The organism is Marinovum sp. J2-8, from assembly GCF_055808435.1.
The window spans coordinates 327157-343281 of sequence record NZ_JBVVRZ010000002.1; the positions used below are offsets into that span (position 1 = coordinate 327157).

15 protein-coding genes and 1 pseudogene are annotated in these 16125 nt (G+C 59.9%); 5 read left to right on the top strand and 11 right to left on the bottom strand.

What is annotated here, in order from left to right; genetic code table 11:
- Window positions 1-116: 116 nt before the first annotated feature.
- From glyS to AC0L4F_RS07430, 3 genes are read right to left on the bottom strand one after another with little or no spacing between them, the layout of a single operon-like run.
- Window positions 117-2141 (bottom strand): glycine--tRNA ligase subunit beta, encoded by a 2025-nt coding sequence (glyS, locus tag AC0L4F_RS07420; protein ID WP_244686959.1) that lies wholly within the window; start codon window positions 2139-2141, stop codon window positions 117-119.
- Entirely contained in the window at window positions 2141-2668 is a 528-nt protein-coding gene (locus AC0L4F_RS07425; protein WP_244686961.1) for a DUF6446 family protein, read from the bottom strand. Before AC0L4F_RS07425 ends, glyS begins: the two co-directional genes overlap by 1 nt.
- Window positions 2665-3609 carry a glycine--tRNA ligase subunit alpha gene (locus tag AC0L4F_RS07430; protein ID WP_244686963.1) on the bottom strand — a complete coding sequence of 315 codons (945 nt, stop codon included), beginning with the start codon at window positions 3607-3609 and terminating at the stop codon, window positions 2665-2667. The genes AC0L4F_RS07425 and AC0L4F_RS07430 overlap by 4 nt, the downstream gene beginning before the upstream one ends.
- Window positions 3610-3891: 282 nt before the next feature.
- On the opposite strand from AC0L4F_RS07430, the gene AC0L4F_RS07435 reads away from it, so the two are divergent.
- Both AC0L4F_RS07435 and AC0L4F_RS07440 read left to right on the top strand, forming a co-directional pair.
- Window positions 3892-4311 (top strand): SPOR domain-containing protein, encoded by a 420-nt coding sequence (locus AC0L4F_RS07435; RefSeq protein ID WP_348524072.1) that lies wholly within the window; start codon window positions 3892-3894, stop codon window positions 4309-4311.
- A gap of 76 nt (window positions 4312-4387) precedes the next feature.
- On the top strand, window positions 4388-5644 hold the full coding sequence (locus AC0L4F_RS07440) for a serine protease (protein WP_348524081.1): 1257 nt from the start codon (window positions 4388-4390) through the stop codon (window positions 5642-5644).
- 138 nt (window positions 5645-5782) lie between these two features.
- On the opposite strand, the gene AC0L4F_RS07445 is transcribed toward AC0L4F_RS07440, so the two are convergent.
- Window positions 5783-6625: an FG-GAP repeat domain-containing protein gene (locus tag AC0L4F_RS07445; protein WP_244686965.1), complete on the bottom strand. Its 843-nt coding sequence runs from the start codon at window positions 6623-6625 to the stop codon at window positions 5783-5785.
- Between the two features lie 9 nt (window positions 6626-6634).
- Window positions 6635-6958 carry a 2Fe-2S iron-sulfur cluster-binding protein gene (locus AC0L4F_RS07450; RefSeq protein WP_244686967.1) on the bottom strand — a complete coding sequence of 108 codons (324 nt, stop codon included), beginning with the start codon at window positions 6956-6958 and terminating at the stop codon, window positions 6635-6637.
- 134 nt (window positions 6959-7092) lie between these two features.
- Here AC0L4F_RS07450 and AC0L4F_RS07455 point away from each other — a divergent pair, with 134 nt between their 5' ends.
- Together AC0L4F_RS07455 and AC0L4F_RS07460 are read left to right on the top strand one after the other, a co-directional pair.
- Window positions 7093-7515, top strand: coding sequence for an OB-fold nucleic acid binding domain-containing protein (locus AC0L4F_RS07455; protein WP_244686970.1), 423 nt, complete (start codon window positions 7093-7095; stop codon window positions 7513-7515).
- A 55-nt stretch (window positions 7516-7570) separates the two neighbouring features.
- Complete coding sequence (locus AC0L4F_RS07460; RefSeq protein WP_244686972.1) at window positions 7571-8143, top strand: peptidoglycan-binding domain-containing protein; 573 nt, start codon at window positions 7571-7573, stop codon at window positions 8141-8143.
- A gap of 152 nt (window positions 8144-8295) precedes the next feature.
- Here the strand turns inward: AC0L4F_RS07460 and AC0L4F_RS07465 are convergent, their stop codons facing one another.
- The 6 genes and pseudogenes from AC0L4F_RS07465 to rpiA all read right to left on the bottom strand — a co-directional run bounded on the left by AC0L4F_RS07465 (window position 8296) and on the right by rpiA (window position 14452).
- Complete coding sequence (locus AC0L4F_RS07465) at window positions 8296-9693, bottom strand: Do family serine endopeptidase (RefSeq protein WP_473446295.1); 1398 nt, start codon at window positions 9691-9693, stop codon at window positions 8296-8298.
- 244 nt (window positions 9694-9937) lie between these two features.
- The gene (locus AC0L4F_RS07470; protein ID WP_244686974.1) at window positions 9938-10135 is read right to left on the bottom strand and encodes a DUF2065 domain-containing protein; all 198 of its coding nucleotides are present in this window, start codon (window positions 10133-10135) and stop codon (window positions 9938-9940) included.
- Complete coding sequence (gene hflC, locus AC0L4F_RS07475; protein WP_244686976.1) at window positions 10132-11040, bottom strand: protease modulator HflC; 909 nt, start codon at window positions 11038-11040, stop codon at window positions 10132-10134. The genes AC0L4F_RS07470 and hflC overlap by 4 nt, the downstream gene beginning before the upstream one ends.
- The gene (hflK, locus tag AC0L4F_RS07480; protein WP_244686978.1) at window positions 11040-12212 is read right to left on the bottom strand and encodes an FtsH protease activity modulator HflK; all 1173 of its coding nucleotides are present in this window, start codon (window positions 12210-12212) and stop codon (window positions 11040-11042) included. Before hflK ends, hflC begins: the two co-directional genes overlap by 1 nt.
- A 71-nt stretch (window positions 12213-12283) precedes the next feature.
- Window positions 12284-13641, bottom strand: a pseudogene (gene gor / locus AC0L4F_RS07485) (glutathione-disulfide reductase).
- Between the two features lie 10 nt (window positions 13642-13651).
- On the bottom strand, window positions 13652-14452 hold the full coding sequence (gene rpiA / locus AC0L4F_RS07490) for a ribose-5-phosphate isomerase RpiA (RefSeq protein WP_244686981.1): 801 nt from the start codon (window positions 14450-14452) through the stop codon (window positions 13652-13654).
- A 287-nt stretch (window positions 14453-14739) separates the two neighbouring features.
- On the opposite strand from rpiA, the gene AC0L4F_RS07495 reads away from it, so the two are divergent.
- On the top strand, window positions 14740-16113 hold the full coding sequence (locus tag AC0L4F_RS07495) for an L-serine ammonia-lyase (protein WP_244686983.1): 1374 nt from the start codon (window positions 14740-14742) through the stop codon (window positions 16111-16113).
- Window positions 16114-16125 lie beyond the last annotated feature (12 nt).

The window sequence follows — 16125 nt, forward strand, 5'->3', positions numbered from 1 at the left end:
GCGATCCCATCAATTCATGTTGCATCGCAGCATAAGCGCCGCAGAAAACCGCACAAGCGTTATCTGGTGTCAGACGTGCCAACAGCCAAACGCCATCGGCACGCCAAATGCGTCACCTAGCCCTCGACCCGGGTAAGATCGGCGACCGACAAACAGGATTTTCGGATTTGAGACAACAGGTTAAGCCGGTTGCGCCGCAAAAGGTCATTGTCGGCATTCACCTGAACTGCCTCAAAGAACCCATCCACCGCACCGCGCAACCCGGCAAGCGCCGACATGGCTGCTTCGAAATCCTGAGCCGCCATCGCCGTGGCGATTTTCGGCTCTGCATCGTCAAGCGCGGCAAACAGCGCCTTTTCTGCGTCTTCCTCGGCAAATTTGATGTCTGCACCAAAGGAATATTCAACCCCGTCCTTGTCTTCGGCCTGGGTCAGGATGTTGTTGGCGCGTTTGAACCCCTGAAGCAGGTTGGTGCCATCCTCGGTCTGCAAGAAGGCCTGCAACGCCGTGGCGCGTTTTACCAGCAACGCCAGATCGTCATTGCCGGGCATGGCAATACAGGCGTCGATCACGTCATGGCGAATGCCCTGATCACGCAAGAAGACCTTGAGACGGTCGTGGAAGAAAGACAGGAGGTCTTCGGCGATGTTCAACGACAAATCGTTGTTCAAAATCAAACGGATCACGCCCAAAGCCGCCCGGCGCAGCGCAAAGGGATCCTTCGACCCAGTCGGCTTCTCGTCAATCGCCCAGAACCCGGTCAGCGTGTCCAGCTTGTCCGCCAGCGCCACAGTCACGGATACCGGATCCGACGGCACATCATCCGACGGGCCAAGCGGCGAGTAATGATCGCGGCAGGCATCGGCAACAGCATCGGACAACCCGGCCTTTTGCGCGTAATACCGCCCCATGATCCCCTGCAATTCCGGGAACTCATAAACCATTTCCGACGACAGATCGGCCTTGGCGACGGTTGCGGCCAGCGCCGCCTCTTCTGGATCGGCCCCGACAGCGGGTGCAATTTCGCGCGCCAGCGCGGTAATGCGGGCAATGCGTTCGGCCTGGCTGCCGAGTTTGTTGTGGAAGGTGACATTGGCCAGCGGCGCGGACATGCCTTCCAGCCCGTCTTTCGCAACGGCACGCAAGTCATTCTCCCAAAAGAATTTTGCATCCGACAGCCGCGCCGACAGAACCTTTTGGTTGCCCGCCAGAACCGTCGCGCCGGTGTCTGCAGTTTCACGGTTGGCAACGGTCACAAATTTTTCGATCCGTCCGGTCTTGGGATTGCGGACCGAGAAAAACTTTTGGTGTTCCTTCATCGAGGTTTGCAGCACCTCGGGCGGCAACCCAAGGAAATCGTCGCCAATCGACCCCATCAACACCACCGGCCATTCGACCAGCCCCGCAACCTCGGCCAGCAAACCACGGTCTTCGACCACTTCCAGACCTTGGGCAAAGGCCATGTTGGTGGCTTCGTGCCAGATGTGATCGGCGCGTTCGGCGGCTTCCAACACGACATGCGCCCGCTTCAGCTTTGCGCTGTAATCGTCGAAAGACGTGACAGAAAATGCATCCGGCGCCATAAAGCGGTGGCCCCGTGTGGTGTTGCCCGACCTGATGCCGTCAATATCTATCGGCACCACATTTGCCCCGGCTTCATCCGTCAAAATGCACAGAATGGAATGCAACGGACGCACCCAGCGCAGGCTACCTGCGCCCCAGCGCATGGATTTTGGCCAGGGGAAATTGCGGATCACGTCTTCCAGAACTTCGGCAATGATGTCAGCCGCTTGCCGTCCGGGTTTCGTCAATGTCGCAAAGTATACCGCGCCCTTGGGGGTGTCGCGTTCTTCCAAAGCGTCACGCGTGATACCGGCCCCGCGCAGGAAACCTTCGATCGCTTTGTCCGGCGCGCCGACCTTGGGGCCCTTGCGCTCTTCCTTGACGGTTGGGCTTTCGGCCAACACGCCCTCGACCGTCAGCGCCAGCCGCCGGGGTGTCGCGAACGCCGCCGCAGAGGCATAGGTCAAACCAGCGTCCACCAGCCCATCGGTTATGCGTTTTTTCAAGTCCTCACAGGCCTTTGCCTGCATCCGCGCCGGGATTTCCTCAGAGAACAATTCGATCAGAAGATCAGGCATCAGTTGGTTTCCTCTCTGGCCGGGCATTCTTCGCCCACCACGGTGCCGTCATAGGCCTTGTCGCCGCATTCGTTTAATTCGTGCCAGACATAGCCCCGGCCATCGTCGGTGATCGCAACCACCCGATCGACGCCATAGGCGATGTTTTTCTGGCTCAGGAACATCAGTGCCGTGCCTGCCGTGACCTCGGCGTCGATCTGTTCGGCGTCAAAACAGTCAAACCAGCCGGGCGCGACGCGTGGCGGGGTGTGTTCATAGGCTTCGAAAGTTTCGCTCAGCATCGCGAGGCTATGCGACGTGGTGAAACAGGCCCGATAGCCGATGGGTGAGGACCGTTTGTCAACCGCTTGAAAATCCTCGTAAAGGATCGGTTCCGGCAGGCCGGATACCAGCGACACCAACGCCACATCGTCAACCCCGTCTGCCGACACTTTGTCATAATAGGCAAACACCTGAGTGTAATAGAGGGCCACACCGGCCAGCAACGCAATCATCACAATCGCCCCCGCAAGTATCCGACCGCTCACTCCGCAGCCTCCGGCACATATCCGCCCGCCTCGGTCAGGACAAAGGCATCGGCACAGGCCTTGGCCAGCGTGCGCACCCGGCCGATATAGGCCTGGCGTTCGGTGACGGAAATCACCCCGCGCGCATCAAGCAGGTTAAAGATATGGCTGGCCTTGATGCATTGGTCATAGGCGGGATGCGCCATGACGATGCGTTTGCCGGTCTTGGGGTCGATATGGTCCGCCGCCAGAATACGGGCGCATTCGGCCTCGGCCTCTTCAAAATGGCGCAACAACACGTCGGTGTCGACGACATCGAAATTCCAGCGGGAATATTCCTGTTCGGTCTGGCGGAATACATCACCATAGGACAGCGCAATCGGGGTTTGCGGGTCGTTGTAGGGCATGTCCATCACATGATCGACGCCCAGCACATACATCGCCAGACGTTCCAGACCATAGGTCAATTCCCCCGAAACCGGCGCGCAATCATGCCCGCCAACCTGTTGGAAATAGGTGAATTGGCTGACTTCCATACCGTCGCACCAAACCTCCCATCCCAGACCCCAGGCGCCCAGCGTCGGGCTTTCCCAGTCGTCTTCGACAAAGCGGATGTCGTGCATCGCCATGTCGATGCCGATGGCCGCCAAAGAGCCGAGATACAGCTCCTGCAGATCCGGCGGCGAGGGTTTGATCAGCACCTGAAACTGGTAATAATGCTGCAAGCGGTTGGGGTTTTCGCCATAGCGCCCATCGGTCGGCAGGCGCGATGGCTGAACATAGGCGGCGGCCCAGGATTTGCTGCCAAGGGCGCGCAGGGTGGTCGCCGGGTGGAACGTACCGGCCCCGACCTCCATGTCATAGGGTTGCAGCACCGCACAGCCTTGCGCCGCCCAATAGGCCTGCAGCCGCAGGATGATTTCCTGAAATGAACGCGGGGTCTGGATCGGTTCGGATGTCATATCATGGCCTTTGCACGCTTTGGGCCTGATTATGCCCATGTGCCGCGAGGGTCAATTGCACCCTTTGCCCTGCCCGGCTGTTTGACCGGGAATTTTTTGGGTCGCGGTTTTTTTCCGGCCCACGGTCCATCGCGCACCTTCCCGTGAAGCGGCCGCGCCCCGGCTAAACGACTGACGTTCCCGTGACAAATCGTGTGGCCCCCCATTTTCAACGTGCAAGCGGCGGTGCATCCGCTACACTGTTGCAACAGTAAAGACGCAGGTTCAGGACGCCCTATACCCATGATACGTATTTTTGTGACCACTTTTTTCGCGCTTGCCATGTCCATGCGCGCCGCTTTTGCGCAGGATGACATCGCCTGGATTCAGGTGGAATCTCTGCCCAGCTTGTTGCAGGCCGAGGAACGGGTGCGTGATTACGCCGAAAACCTGCCTGACGTGAACGGATTTTCTGCCGGCACCGGTTGGTATGCAATCGCCTTGGGGCCCTATCCCGAAAACGAAGCGGCCCAGCGCCTGCGCGGTTTGCGCAATGCCAGGCCAGATCCCGCGGGACAGTTTCGTGGTCCGCAGCAATGCCTTTCGCCAGCAATTCTGGCCGATCGGGGCAAATGCCCTGGCGCAGCCCCCCATCACCATTCCCGCAACAACCGAAACCGAAACGGATCAGGCCGCGTCGCAAAACCCGCCAGAGCCGGTTGAGGAAGTTGTCCTTGACGAAACCCCGCGTGAGGCCCGCCGCAGCGAGGCCCAGTTGACCGGACAGGAACGCCGCGATTTGCAGATCGCCCTGCAATGGGCTGGCGTCTATCGCGCCGGGATTGATGGCTCTTTCGGGGCTGGCACCCGGCGGGCGATGGCCGATTGGCAACGGGCCAATGGCTATGAGCCGACCGGCATTCTGACCACACGCCAGCGCGCGGATCTCTTTGGGCAATACAACGCCGTGCTTGAAGGCATGGACCTGCAAATGGTGGCAGATGCCGCCGCAGGGATCGAAATGAAGCTGCCGATGGGCGTTGTGGCCTTCGAGGCGCATGAAGCGCCTTTTGCGCGCTACGAACCCAAGGGCGATCTTGGCGCGCGGGTTCTTTTGATCTCGCAATCCGGCGACCAACGCCGCCTGTTTGGATTGTACGATATTCTGCAAACGCTTGAGGTTGTGCCATTGGATGGCGCGCGCGAGCGTCGCAACAACGGCTTTACCATCACCGGCAGCAATGCGCGCATCACCTCTCATACCGAGGTCAGCCTGCGCAACGGCGAAATCAAGGGGTTCATGCTGATCTGGCCGGTGGGTGACGAAGAACGCCGCATTCGCGTGCTTCAGGAAATGTCCGAAAGCTTTAGCCGGATCAATGGGGTTCTGCCCGCATCGGCGGGCGTGGATGACGGCCAATCGGTTGATCTTTTGTCCGGGCTGCAAATCCGCAAACCCCGCGTGTCGCGCAGCGGTTTCTTTGTCTCTTCCACCGGCATGGTGATGACCACGCTGGAGGCGGTTCAAGGCTGTTCCCGGGTCACGCTGGACGGCGACACCGATGCCGATGTCAAAATGACAGACGCCTCTTTGGGGCTGGCGCTTTTGACGCCGAAAACCCGACTTGCCCCGATGGAAGTCGCGGAGCTGGCGGCGGTTGCGCCGCGGCTGCAATCCGAAATCGCAGTGGCCGGGTTCTCTTATGAGGGGGTGCTTGGCGCGCCGTCGATGACCTTTGGCAAGATTGTGGATCTGCGCGGTCTTCAAGGTGAGGAGCCGCTGGACCGGTTTGCCCTGACCGCCCTGCCCGGCGATGCTGGCGGGCCGGTGATGGACACCACCGGCGCGGTGATCGGCATGTTGCTGCCCCGCGACGCAGGTGGCCGGCAATTGCCCGAGGAAGTTGCGTTCTCCGCTGACGCGGCTGCGCTTGAATCCGCAATGCGCCGGGCCGGGGTTTCGGCCCGTGTATCCAACAACCGCAACACCATGGCCGCAGAGGATCTGACGGCAAAGGCGCGCGGTATGGCCGTTTTGGTCAGCTGCTGGGAATAATCGTGATCACGGGGGGGCATAGTGGGGCGGCATGACACAGATGGCGCCCCGTATCTGCCCCGCTCCTGCCCGGCTTTTGATCTGACCTAACCCGCGATCCGATGTGAACCGCGCGATCAATATCGCGCTCAGCGCAGGTCAGCGCAGACTGTCACAGGCCATGGCGGTCGCAAAACTCTCTCGTCCCCGGTGCGGCCCCAGAGTGCGGCGGCGCAGATCGCCCCCCGCAAGGGTGACCGCCAGAACCTCTTGCCAATTGGCATCCGCAACGATCATTTCCGGCTGGTCGCCACAAGTCCGAATGCCACCGGCAATATCGCTTTCGCCAATCCGATGGTTGGTCACGCCGACCAGCGCCGCAACCTCGACCAGAGTGGCGGGGGCTGTACCAGAAGCCGCCCCATCGCTGCGCGTCTCATATCGCCAGACCCGCAATGTACGCGCCAAATGCGGACGGTCGACATAGGCCAGTTCCATCTGACCATCGCCGTCCAGATCCGCCGCGCCCAAAGGGGCCAACCAGCGGAACCGTGTCCCGATGAACGGGGTGGCCGCCAACCGCGTGAAGCTCTCGTCCTGAATGCCCCAAACCGCCAGCCGCGCGCCCAGAGTTTGGTGGCTCTCGACCACGATCACCTCTGGATGGTCCCGCCCGTCGAGATCGACCAGACGTGGCGCAACATCTTCGAACACCATGGCCTCGGGCAAACGGGCACGGATAGACCCGCTGCCGGACCGGCAGTCGGATTTCGAACGATAGCTGATCCGCAGCGCGCCCCATTCCAGATCATCCCCCAACACGCCGTGGGGGTAGCGATTGGTTGGTGCCTGAAATTCCGCGCCGGTCACGGTGCCGACGCAGGGGGCCGTCTCTTCGGCCCGAAGCCCGGCGGTACTGGCCAACAGCATCGCCGAAGCCAGAAACGCACCACAGAATTCAGCCCGCCAATCTGCGATCCGAAATTGCGGCGCATTTCGCATCTTTTGGCCTCAGATCTGCTTTTCGGGCATCTGCACGACAAGACCGTTCAACTCGTCCGTGACCTTCAACTGGCAGGTCAGACGCGAGCGCGCGGCGTCGGGCTGATACGCAAAGTCCAACATGTCTTCTTCCATGTCGTCCTTGGCTGGAAGCTTCTCGACCCATGCGGCATCGACATAGACGTGACAGGTCGAACAGGCACAAGCGCCGCCGCAATCGGCCTCGATGCCGGGAATATTGTTGTCACGTGCGCCTTCCATCACAGTCAGACCATTGGCCACTTCGACTTCGTGCTGGGTGCCATTGTGCTCGATATAGGTGATCTTCGCCATGCCTGGTGCCTTTTCGTTTCGTCCAAATCATCGGTTGCCGTCTGTTAGCAAAGGCGAATAAGGCTTTTCCATCGCTTTTGCGACCCCCCAAGTTGCAACTTGCGGTGAGCGGTGCATGTTCTATATTTGTTCCCATGCGTATCATCACCCCCCAGCCCCGCCATTCCGGGGCATATGCCCCCTGGCCGCGCCCGCCTTCGGCGCTGGTGGCCGCCCGTCTGGATGAACCGCCAGAGGGCGCACGCGTGACCGTCGCCGGGCTTGTCATCCTGCGCCAACGTCCCGGCACCGCCAAAGGCGTGATTTTCATCACGCTGGAGGATGAAACCGGGGTGGTCAATGTCATCGTCTGGCGCAAATTGTATGAACGGTTCCGCCGCGCGGTGATTGCCGGGCGGATGTTGCGTGTCACCGGACGGGTGCAACGCGATTCGGATGTGACCCATGTCATTGCCGAACAGGTCGAAGATATTTCCGCCATGCTCGACAGTCTTCTGGATGTCACAGATCGCGGCGAAAATTCCGCCGCCCTTCCCGGTCCGCCGGAAACCCGCTAGTCTCTGCCGCAATCGCCCCGCTCAGAGGGCACATTCCGCTGATGAGGCCGTGCAGATGACAAAGATGACCACCGTGCTTCGGGCCTGCGCCCTGCCGCTCGGCATCGCAACCTGCCTTTTCGCCGCCGCCTGTGCCCCACCGGCACAGGATGACACGCCCACCCGATTTGCCTTTACCGCGCTGGAAACCGCGCGCATTCCCACACCGGAAGGCGCCCCCAAAGACAGCTGTTGGGCCCGCGATGTCGCGCCCGCGGTGATCGAAACCAAGACCGCCCAGGTCATGGTGCAACCGGCGATATTGAATGACGACGGGTCGTTGTTGGCCCCGGCGGTCTATGCCACCGAAACGCTACAGGATATTGTCACCCCGCGCCGGGAATATGTGTTTGAAACGCTCTGCGCCAAGGACATCACCCCGGAATTCATCGCCTCGCTTCAGCGCGCCTTGCAGGTGCGCAGCCGCTACAACGGCGAGATCAGCGGTGAAATCAATCCAGAGACAGAGGCCGCGCTGCGGCTGTTCCAACAGGATCAAGAGGTCGAGACCTCGCTCCTGACCATTGAAACCGCGCGTGCGCTTGGCTTGGTCGCGGTGGAACGCGACATGGGTCAGAGCCGCGGCTAGTCCGGCGCATTGTCGGCACCGATCCCCCGCAAACCAATCCGTCGCAAGATGCGATCAGGGCGGCGTCAAACCGGCCCTGACCTATCCGGGGAAGCAAAACGGGGCGCCCGTTCACCCGGCGCCCCGTTCAAAATCTTCAAGAGAGTTCAGATCTAGTCGTCGAGTCCCAGTGCCACGAACCGCGGATCACCGGCGCGACGCACCAGAAGCAACAGCGACTTGCGACCGGCCTCCTGGGCCGCTTCGATCTGAGTTTCCAGATCGGCAATCGCCGCAACCTTCTGTTGACCAGCTTCGGTGATCACATCACCCGCACGCAGACCTTTTTCGTAGGCCTCGGTCATTTCGTCCACATCGGTCACCACCAGCCCCTCAGCGCTGGCAGGCAGTTCCAGCTGCTCGCGCAACTGATCGCTCATCGGTGCGATGGTCAGGCCCAGAATGTCGGCCTCAAGGCTCTCTGACGGTGCGTCTTCGTCCATGGGTTGCGATGCCGGCACTGCGGTGCCTTCGGCCGTTTCGCGACGGGCCAGGGTGACTTTCAATGTCTGGGTCTTGCCCTCGCGGTTGACCAGCACACGCACGGTCTTGCCCACGGTGGTGTTGCCAACCTGACGCACCAGCGCACGGGTATCGGCAACCTTGATGCCGTCGAATTCGACGATCACATCACCGGCCTTCATACCTGCGTCCAATGCCGGACCTTCCGGAACATCGGTGACAAGCGCACCGGCGGTGGTCGCAAGGCCCATGGCCTCGGCCACATCATCGGTCACGTCCTGAATGCGCACGCCCAACCAACCCCGGCGGGTTTCGCCAAATTCCTTGAGCTGATCAACAACCTTGGTCACCACATTCGACGCCATCGAAAAGCCGATGCCGATCGAGCCGCCGGTGGGCGACAGAATGGCCGTGTTCACGCCAATCACCTGACCGTCCATGTTGAACAACGGCCCGCCAGAGTTGCCGCGGTTGATGGCGGCGTCGGTCTGGATGTAATCGTCATAGGTGCCCGAAAGCGCCCGGTTGCGCGCCGATACGATACCAGCGGACACCGAGAAACCCTGGCCCAATGGATTGCCCATCGCCATGACCCAATCACCGACCCGTGCGACATCGCTATCGCCAAAGCTGACAAATGGCAGCGGCTGATCGGCCACGACCTTCAACAGGGCGATATCGGTCTTGGGATCGGTGCCAATCACCGTGGCGGGCAACTCGCCGCCTTCAAAAAACTCGATCAGGATTTCATCCGCGCCTTCGATCACGTGGTTGTTGGTCACAACAAATCCGTCTTCGGAAATCACGAACCCCGAACCCAGCGCAGAGGACCGGCGCGGGCGATCACCGCCGTTGCGATCCTGGAACTCGCGGAAGAAATCTTCGAACGGCGAACCTTCGGGCACAACACCGCGCGGGCCGGTGCGTCCGGCCACGGTGGTGGTGGTCGTGATATTGACCACGGCCGGGCTGATGCGTTGGGCCAGATCAGCAAAGCTTTCGGGCGCGCCGCGGGCTGCCGCGCTCAACGCCTGGGCCAGGACGAACATCACCGAAATGCCCAGCATCCACATCATGCGCAAACGCAACGGGTGCTCCTGTTGATGTGTTCGCGATACTGCTGTCGAATGGGGTTTCAAATCCGAACTCCTCCTGTTTTGTCCGACATGGAATGCCGACTGCCTGAAGTTACTTTCTCTAATTTAGGTACTGAATTGCAACAGGCAAAGGAACTCTCGGCTGATCAATGACATGTGATTGGAATGTGAACCTGCGCGACAGCGACGTCCGCGTTTACGCGCCCAGCGTCTTGGCAATCCACACCAGACACAGACCAAAGGCCAGGGCCGCCAGCCCCAGCATGCGCCGCTGCGCGTCAGGCAGGCTGCGCAGGGCAATCAACAATTGCTCAATAAGCGAAGGGGCCAGTGCGTACACCAGCCCCTCAACAATCAGCACCAGCCCAAGGGCCAGAAAAGCTGTTTCAATCATTGCGCAGCGTTCGCAGCGTCATCCGCCTGTTTGCCGGTATCCGATTTCAAATAGTTGAAGAAATCACTGTCCGGCGACAGAACCATGGTGGAATTATTGCCCTGCAACGCGCGTTGATAGGCGGTCAGCGAACGATAGAATTCAAAGAATTCTGGATCGGCACCAAAGGCTTCGGCATAGATGCCGTTACGTTTGGCATCGGATTCACCGCGAATGATCTCAGCCTGACGGGCGGCATCCGACGTCAGTTCGACCACGGTCCGATCTGCCTGGGCGCGCACACGCTGGGCCGCTTCGTTACCACGGGCGCGTTCGTCTGTCGCTTCGCGTTCACGCTCTGCCCGCATCCGCTCAAACGTCGCATCCAGGTTTTCGGTCGGCAGGTCGGTGCGTTTCAGACGCACGTCGATCAGCTCCAGCCCCAGTTCCGCCGCGTCGCCCAGGGCGCCGTTGCGAATCCGCAGCATAAGCGCCGCACGATCCGAGCTGAGGATGTCATTGGACGACACCGAACCAAGGATTTCACGGGTTTGCGACCGCAAAATCGAATCGAGCCGACGCCCCGCAACCTCAATCGCCAGATCACCACCGGCACCGGTCGCTTCACGGAACCGGTTTACATCGGCAATCCGGTAACGCGCAAAGGCATCAACCACCAGACGGCGGTCATCCAGCGGCGTGACCTCAAGCGGGTCAACATCACGGCTGAGAATACGGTCGTCGTAATGCACGACTTCCTGAATGAGCGGGATCTTGAAGCTGAGCCCCGGCTCCTCCTTGACGGAGACAACCCGGCCAAATTGCAGCACCAGCGCCTTTTCACGTTCGTCCACGATGAACACAGCCGACAGCAACACAGCGGCGGCAATCACAATAACCGGAAGAAGATATGTGGTTTTCTTCATCAGTTCGACCCTCCGGTGGTGGTGTTTCGGCGCAGCTCATTCAGCGGAAGATAGGGAACAACCCCCTGCCCGCCACTGCTGTCTTCATCCAGAATGATCTTGTCCACGCGGCCAAGCACCTCTTCCATGGTTTCCAGATAGAGTCTGCGGCGTGTGACCTCAGGCGCTTTCTGGTATTCGGTCAGAACGGCAGAGAAACGGCTGGCTTCACCTTCGGCTTCGTTCACCACGCGGGCGCGATAACCTTCGGCTTCTTCCAACAATTGCGCCGCTTCACCGCGGGCCTCGGCAAGGACCCGGTTGGCATAGGCGTCAGCGACGTTTTGCAGGCTGGCGCGCTCTTGTTCGGCGGCCTGAACGTCACGGAAGGCCGCAATCACCGATGCCGGCGGATCGGCCTTGTCAAAGTTGACCCGCACGATGTTGACGCCACTGTCATAGCTATCAAGCGTCAGCTGGATCAGATCCTGAAGCCGCGAGGCAATGACGCCCCGGTCACGGTTGAGGATCGGCGCCAGATCGGATTGAGCGATAATTTCACGCATGGCGGATTCGGACACCGCCCGAATTGTCTGCTGTGGTTCGCGCAGGTTGAACAGATATTGCGCCGCATCAGTGATGTTCCAGACCACCTGGAAATCAATATCAACGATGTTTTCGTCGCCCGTCAGCATCAATCCGGCATCGCCGCCACGGCCACCCACACCAATGTCTTCGGTCTGTTCGCGGGTCACCTGAATGACCTCTGCGGTGACAAACGGCCAGGGTGCAAAGTTCAGACCCGGACCACCGGTGCTGGAATATTCGCCAAGGAACAATTCGACCGCTTGTTCCTCTGGTTTGACGGTATAGAAGCTGGCCATCCCCCAAAGAACAAGCGCGCCGATCACGCCAAGACCGATGGTGCCCCGCGTCAACATCGGGCCGGTGCCACGACCGCCCCCACCGCCGCCGCCATTGGGACGGCCGGAATTTCCACCGCGCCCGCCCATCAGAACACGAAGCTGTTCCTGGCCCTTTTTCATCAACTTATCAATTTCGGGGATCTGCGGATTGTCGTCGCCGGGGCGTTTTCCACCGCCACCATTGCCGTTATTGCCGCCCGAACCGCGATTTCCGCCGCCCGAACCGCCCGATCCGCCGCCCCATGGGCCGCCAGAATTGCCTGCCATTTCCGTTCATCCTTCCGGTTGGCTACGTTTTTGATAGTCTGCCTAGTAAGCTGTGTGGCAGACCGATTTATTCAACCCCTGCGCACCGGTGTGCGCATGGTTACGATTTCTTCTGACATGGTGGGATGCACGGCAACAACCCGGTCAAAATCTTCTTTTGTCGCCCCCATCTTGACCGCGATCCCGGCAAGCTGAATCATCTCGCCGGCCTGCGGGGCCACAATATGACAGCCCAGAACCTTGCGGCTGGATTGCGACACCACCAGTTTCATCATCACCCGATTGCTGTTGCCCGCAAAGGCCGACTGCATCGGTTTGAACGAGGTGCAATAGACCTCGATCGGCTCTTGGTCGCGGGCGGCTTCTTCGCTCAGCCCGACAGTTCCCAGCTCGGGCTGGGTAAAGACCGCCGACGGCACAAGATCATGGTCGACCGGCGTCGGGTTGCCTTTGAACACCGTTTCGACAAAGGCCATGCCTTCGCGAATGGCAACAGGCGTCAGGTTGATCCGGTTGGTCACATCGCCAATGGCATAGACCGACGGCACGGCCGTCTGGCTATAGGCGTCAACCTCGATCGCGCCGGAGCGATCCAGCGAAATCCCCAGATCCTCAAGACCCAAATTGGCAGAGTTCGGGGCGCGACCGGTGGCAAACATCACCTGATCAAACACATGTTCGCTGCCGTTGGTCGCCTTCACCCAGATGCCGTCCTCGACCTTCTTCATCTCAAGCACATTTGTGCCGAGATGCAGATCAACGCCGCTCTGGATCATTTCTTCCGACACCAGCCCGCGGGCCTCGTCATCGAACCCGCGCAGGACCTGCGCACCGCGATAGAATTGCGTGGTCTTGGCCCCAAGGCCATTCATGATGCAGGCAAATTCGCAGGCGATAAAGCCGCCACCCACAATCAAAATGCTCTTTGGCAGCTCGTCGAGGTGGAAAATTTCGTTCGACGTGATGGCCAGTTCAGCGCCCGGAATATCGGGCCGCGCAGGCCAACCGCCAGTCGCCACAAGGATATGTTTTGCGGTTTTCGTTTCGCCGGTCGACAAGGCAACCGTATGAGCATCGACCAAGGTCGCGCGGGCGTCAAACGTCTCGACACCATTGTTTTTCAGGATGTTGCGATACACCCCTTCAAGGCGGTCAAGCTCTGCCACCATCTTGCCCTGAAACACCGACCAGTCAAAGCCGCGGCCATCATGGTCCAACCGTATTCCTGTGCCTCTTTCGCCATCTCGCCATAGCCCGAGGCGAAAACCATCAGCTTTTTCGGCACACAGCCGCGCTGAACACAGGTGCCGCCATAGCGATCTTCTTCGGCCAACGCGACCTTTGCCCCGGTTTCCCCCGCTGCCACCCGCGCAGCGCGCACCCCACCAGAACCGCCGCCGATGACGAACAAATCGTAGTCAAAAGTCATGTACCGAACCTTAATTGTCTTTCGGATCGCCGAGATCGGCGAATATGTTGTCGTTTTCGACAAAGTCCAGTTTTTCGGTCTCGACAGTGCCAGAGTTGATGTCGCGCAATTCGATGCGCCCGTCACCGTAGCCAACGATGACTGTGTCGCAGATATCCACGAACAGCCCGTTTTCAACCACACCGGGGACCTGGTTCAACACCATGGCCAATTGGCGCGGGTCGCCAATGCGGCCCAGATGCAGGTCAAGGATGTGATTGCCCTTATCCGTCACATAGGGCGCATCGCCGGTCATCCGCAAGCTTGAGCTTCGCCCCATAACATCCAGTGTTATCAGCATTTCTTCGATCAGCGCCTGGGATGTCGGCCACCCAAACGGGATCACCTCAACCGGCAGCGGAAACGCCCCGAGATGTTCGACCCGCTTGGCCGCATCGGCCACAACGATCATCTGATCCGAGGCCGTGGCCACGATTTTTTCTTGCAGCAGCGCACCGCCGCCGCCCTTTATCAGGTTGAAATCAGCGTCAAATTCATCCGCCCCGTCAATGGTGACATCCAGCCAACGGGCCTCGTCCAGGCTGACAACCTTGATCCCGACCTCACGCGCCAATTCCGCTGTCCGGGTTGACGTCGGCACGCCGCGGAACCGCAGGCCCTCTTGCTGCACCCGCTCACCCAGGCATCGCACCAACCAGGCCGCAGTTGACCCGGTGCCCAAACCCACACGCATTCCATCTTCGACAAAGTCAGCTGCGCGCTTTGCCGCGACGAACTTGGCCTTGTCTATCGGTGATAATTCTTTGGACATTGACAGTGACTCCCTCAAGCTATGCAGGGTTATATGAAATCACATCCGGGGTTGCGAGTGCGATTTACCGCAAAGATTGCCATCTACACCGTGATTTCATCGCAGGGCAGTGTCATTTCGGGCACGTCAGGTCGTTTTCCAGCCTTTTTTGCGGTCAAAGGCCGGGTATTCTTGAACAATCGCCCGGTGTCGGGCCGTGAATCACCGCAGGATCGGATCGGCGCTACAGACCGTGCCGCAGACCATGTTAAAGAAACCCAAAGACCATTGCCCAAGGGATGCCCAAGATGTTTCTATCCGTGTTCGAGATGTTCAAAATCGGCATTGGCCCCTCGTCCTCGCACACCATGGGTCCGATGGTGGCGGCGGCGCGCTTTCTTGAACTGATGCGCGCATCCCCGTTTGAATTCAAGGGATTGCAGGCCACTCTTCATGGCTCACTTGCCTTTACCGGCGTGGGCCACGCCACGGACCGCGCAACCATCCTTGGGCTGGCCGGGTTCACGCCGGAAACCTATGACGCCGACCGCGCCAAGACAGAGTTGGCGCGGATCGCAGCGGAAAAAACCATCTGTCCCGCAGAACTTGGGGTCTTGGCCTTTGATCCCAAGTCGGATCTGGTGTTCGATTTCGGGCCAAACCTGCCCGGGCATTCCAATGGCATGGTGCTGCGTGCCACCGATGCCCAGGGCGATGTCACGCTGTCGGAAACATATTATTCCATTGGCGGTGGCTTTGTGATGACGGCGGCCGAATTGGCCGAAGGTCGCGACAAAGACGAAGGCGCGCCGGTGCCATATCCGTTCAAGACAGCAGCGGAAATGATTGAAATGGCGAAGATTTCCGACAAATCCATTGCCGAGATGAAACGCGCGAACGAGATTTCGCGCGGCGGTCGTGACAGCCTGAAACAGGGGTTGGACAAGATCTGGCAGGTGATGAACGAGTGCATTGACCGGGGCCTGGCAAACGAAGGTGTTCTGCCCGGAGGGTTGAATGTCCGCCGTCGCGCCCGAAAAATCCATGATGCCCTGATCGCGGAACGCGGCATGAACCAGAGCGCGCCGCACACGATCAACGACTGGATGTCGACCTATGCCATGGCGGTGAACGAGGAAAACGCCGCCGGAAATCAGGTCGTGACCGCGCCAACCAATGGCGCTGCGGGGGTTGTGCCGGCGGTGATCCGCTATTGGCTTGATCATGTGCCGGGGGCCAGCCGCGCGGGCGTCGAAGACTTTCTTTTGACCGCATCGGCGATTGGTGGGCTGGTGAAATTCAACGCCTCTATTTCCGGTGCCGAGGCCGGGTGCCAGGCCGAGGTCGGCTCTGCCGCCGCCATGGCCGCAGCGGGGCTGTGTGCCGTGATGAAGGGAACGCCGGAACAAATTGAAAATGCAGCGGAAATCGCACTAGAGCATCATCTTGGCATGACCTGTGATCCGGTCAAGGGATTGGTGCAGGTGCCCTGTATCGAACGCAATGGGCTGGGCGCGATCAAGGCGGTTTCGGCGGCGTCATTGGCGCTGCGCGGCGACGGCCAACATCTGGTGCCGCTGGATGCAGTGATCGAAACCATGCGTCAGACCGGCGCAGACATGCATGAAAAATACAAGGAAACGTCGCTGGGCGGATTGGCAGTGAATGTGCCGAACTGCTGACAGCAAAAGGCC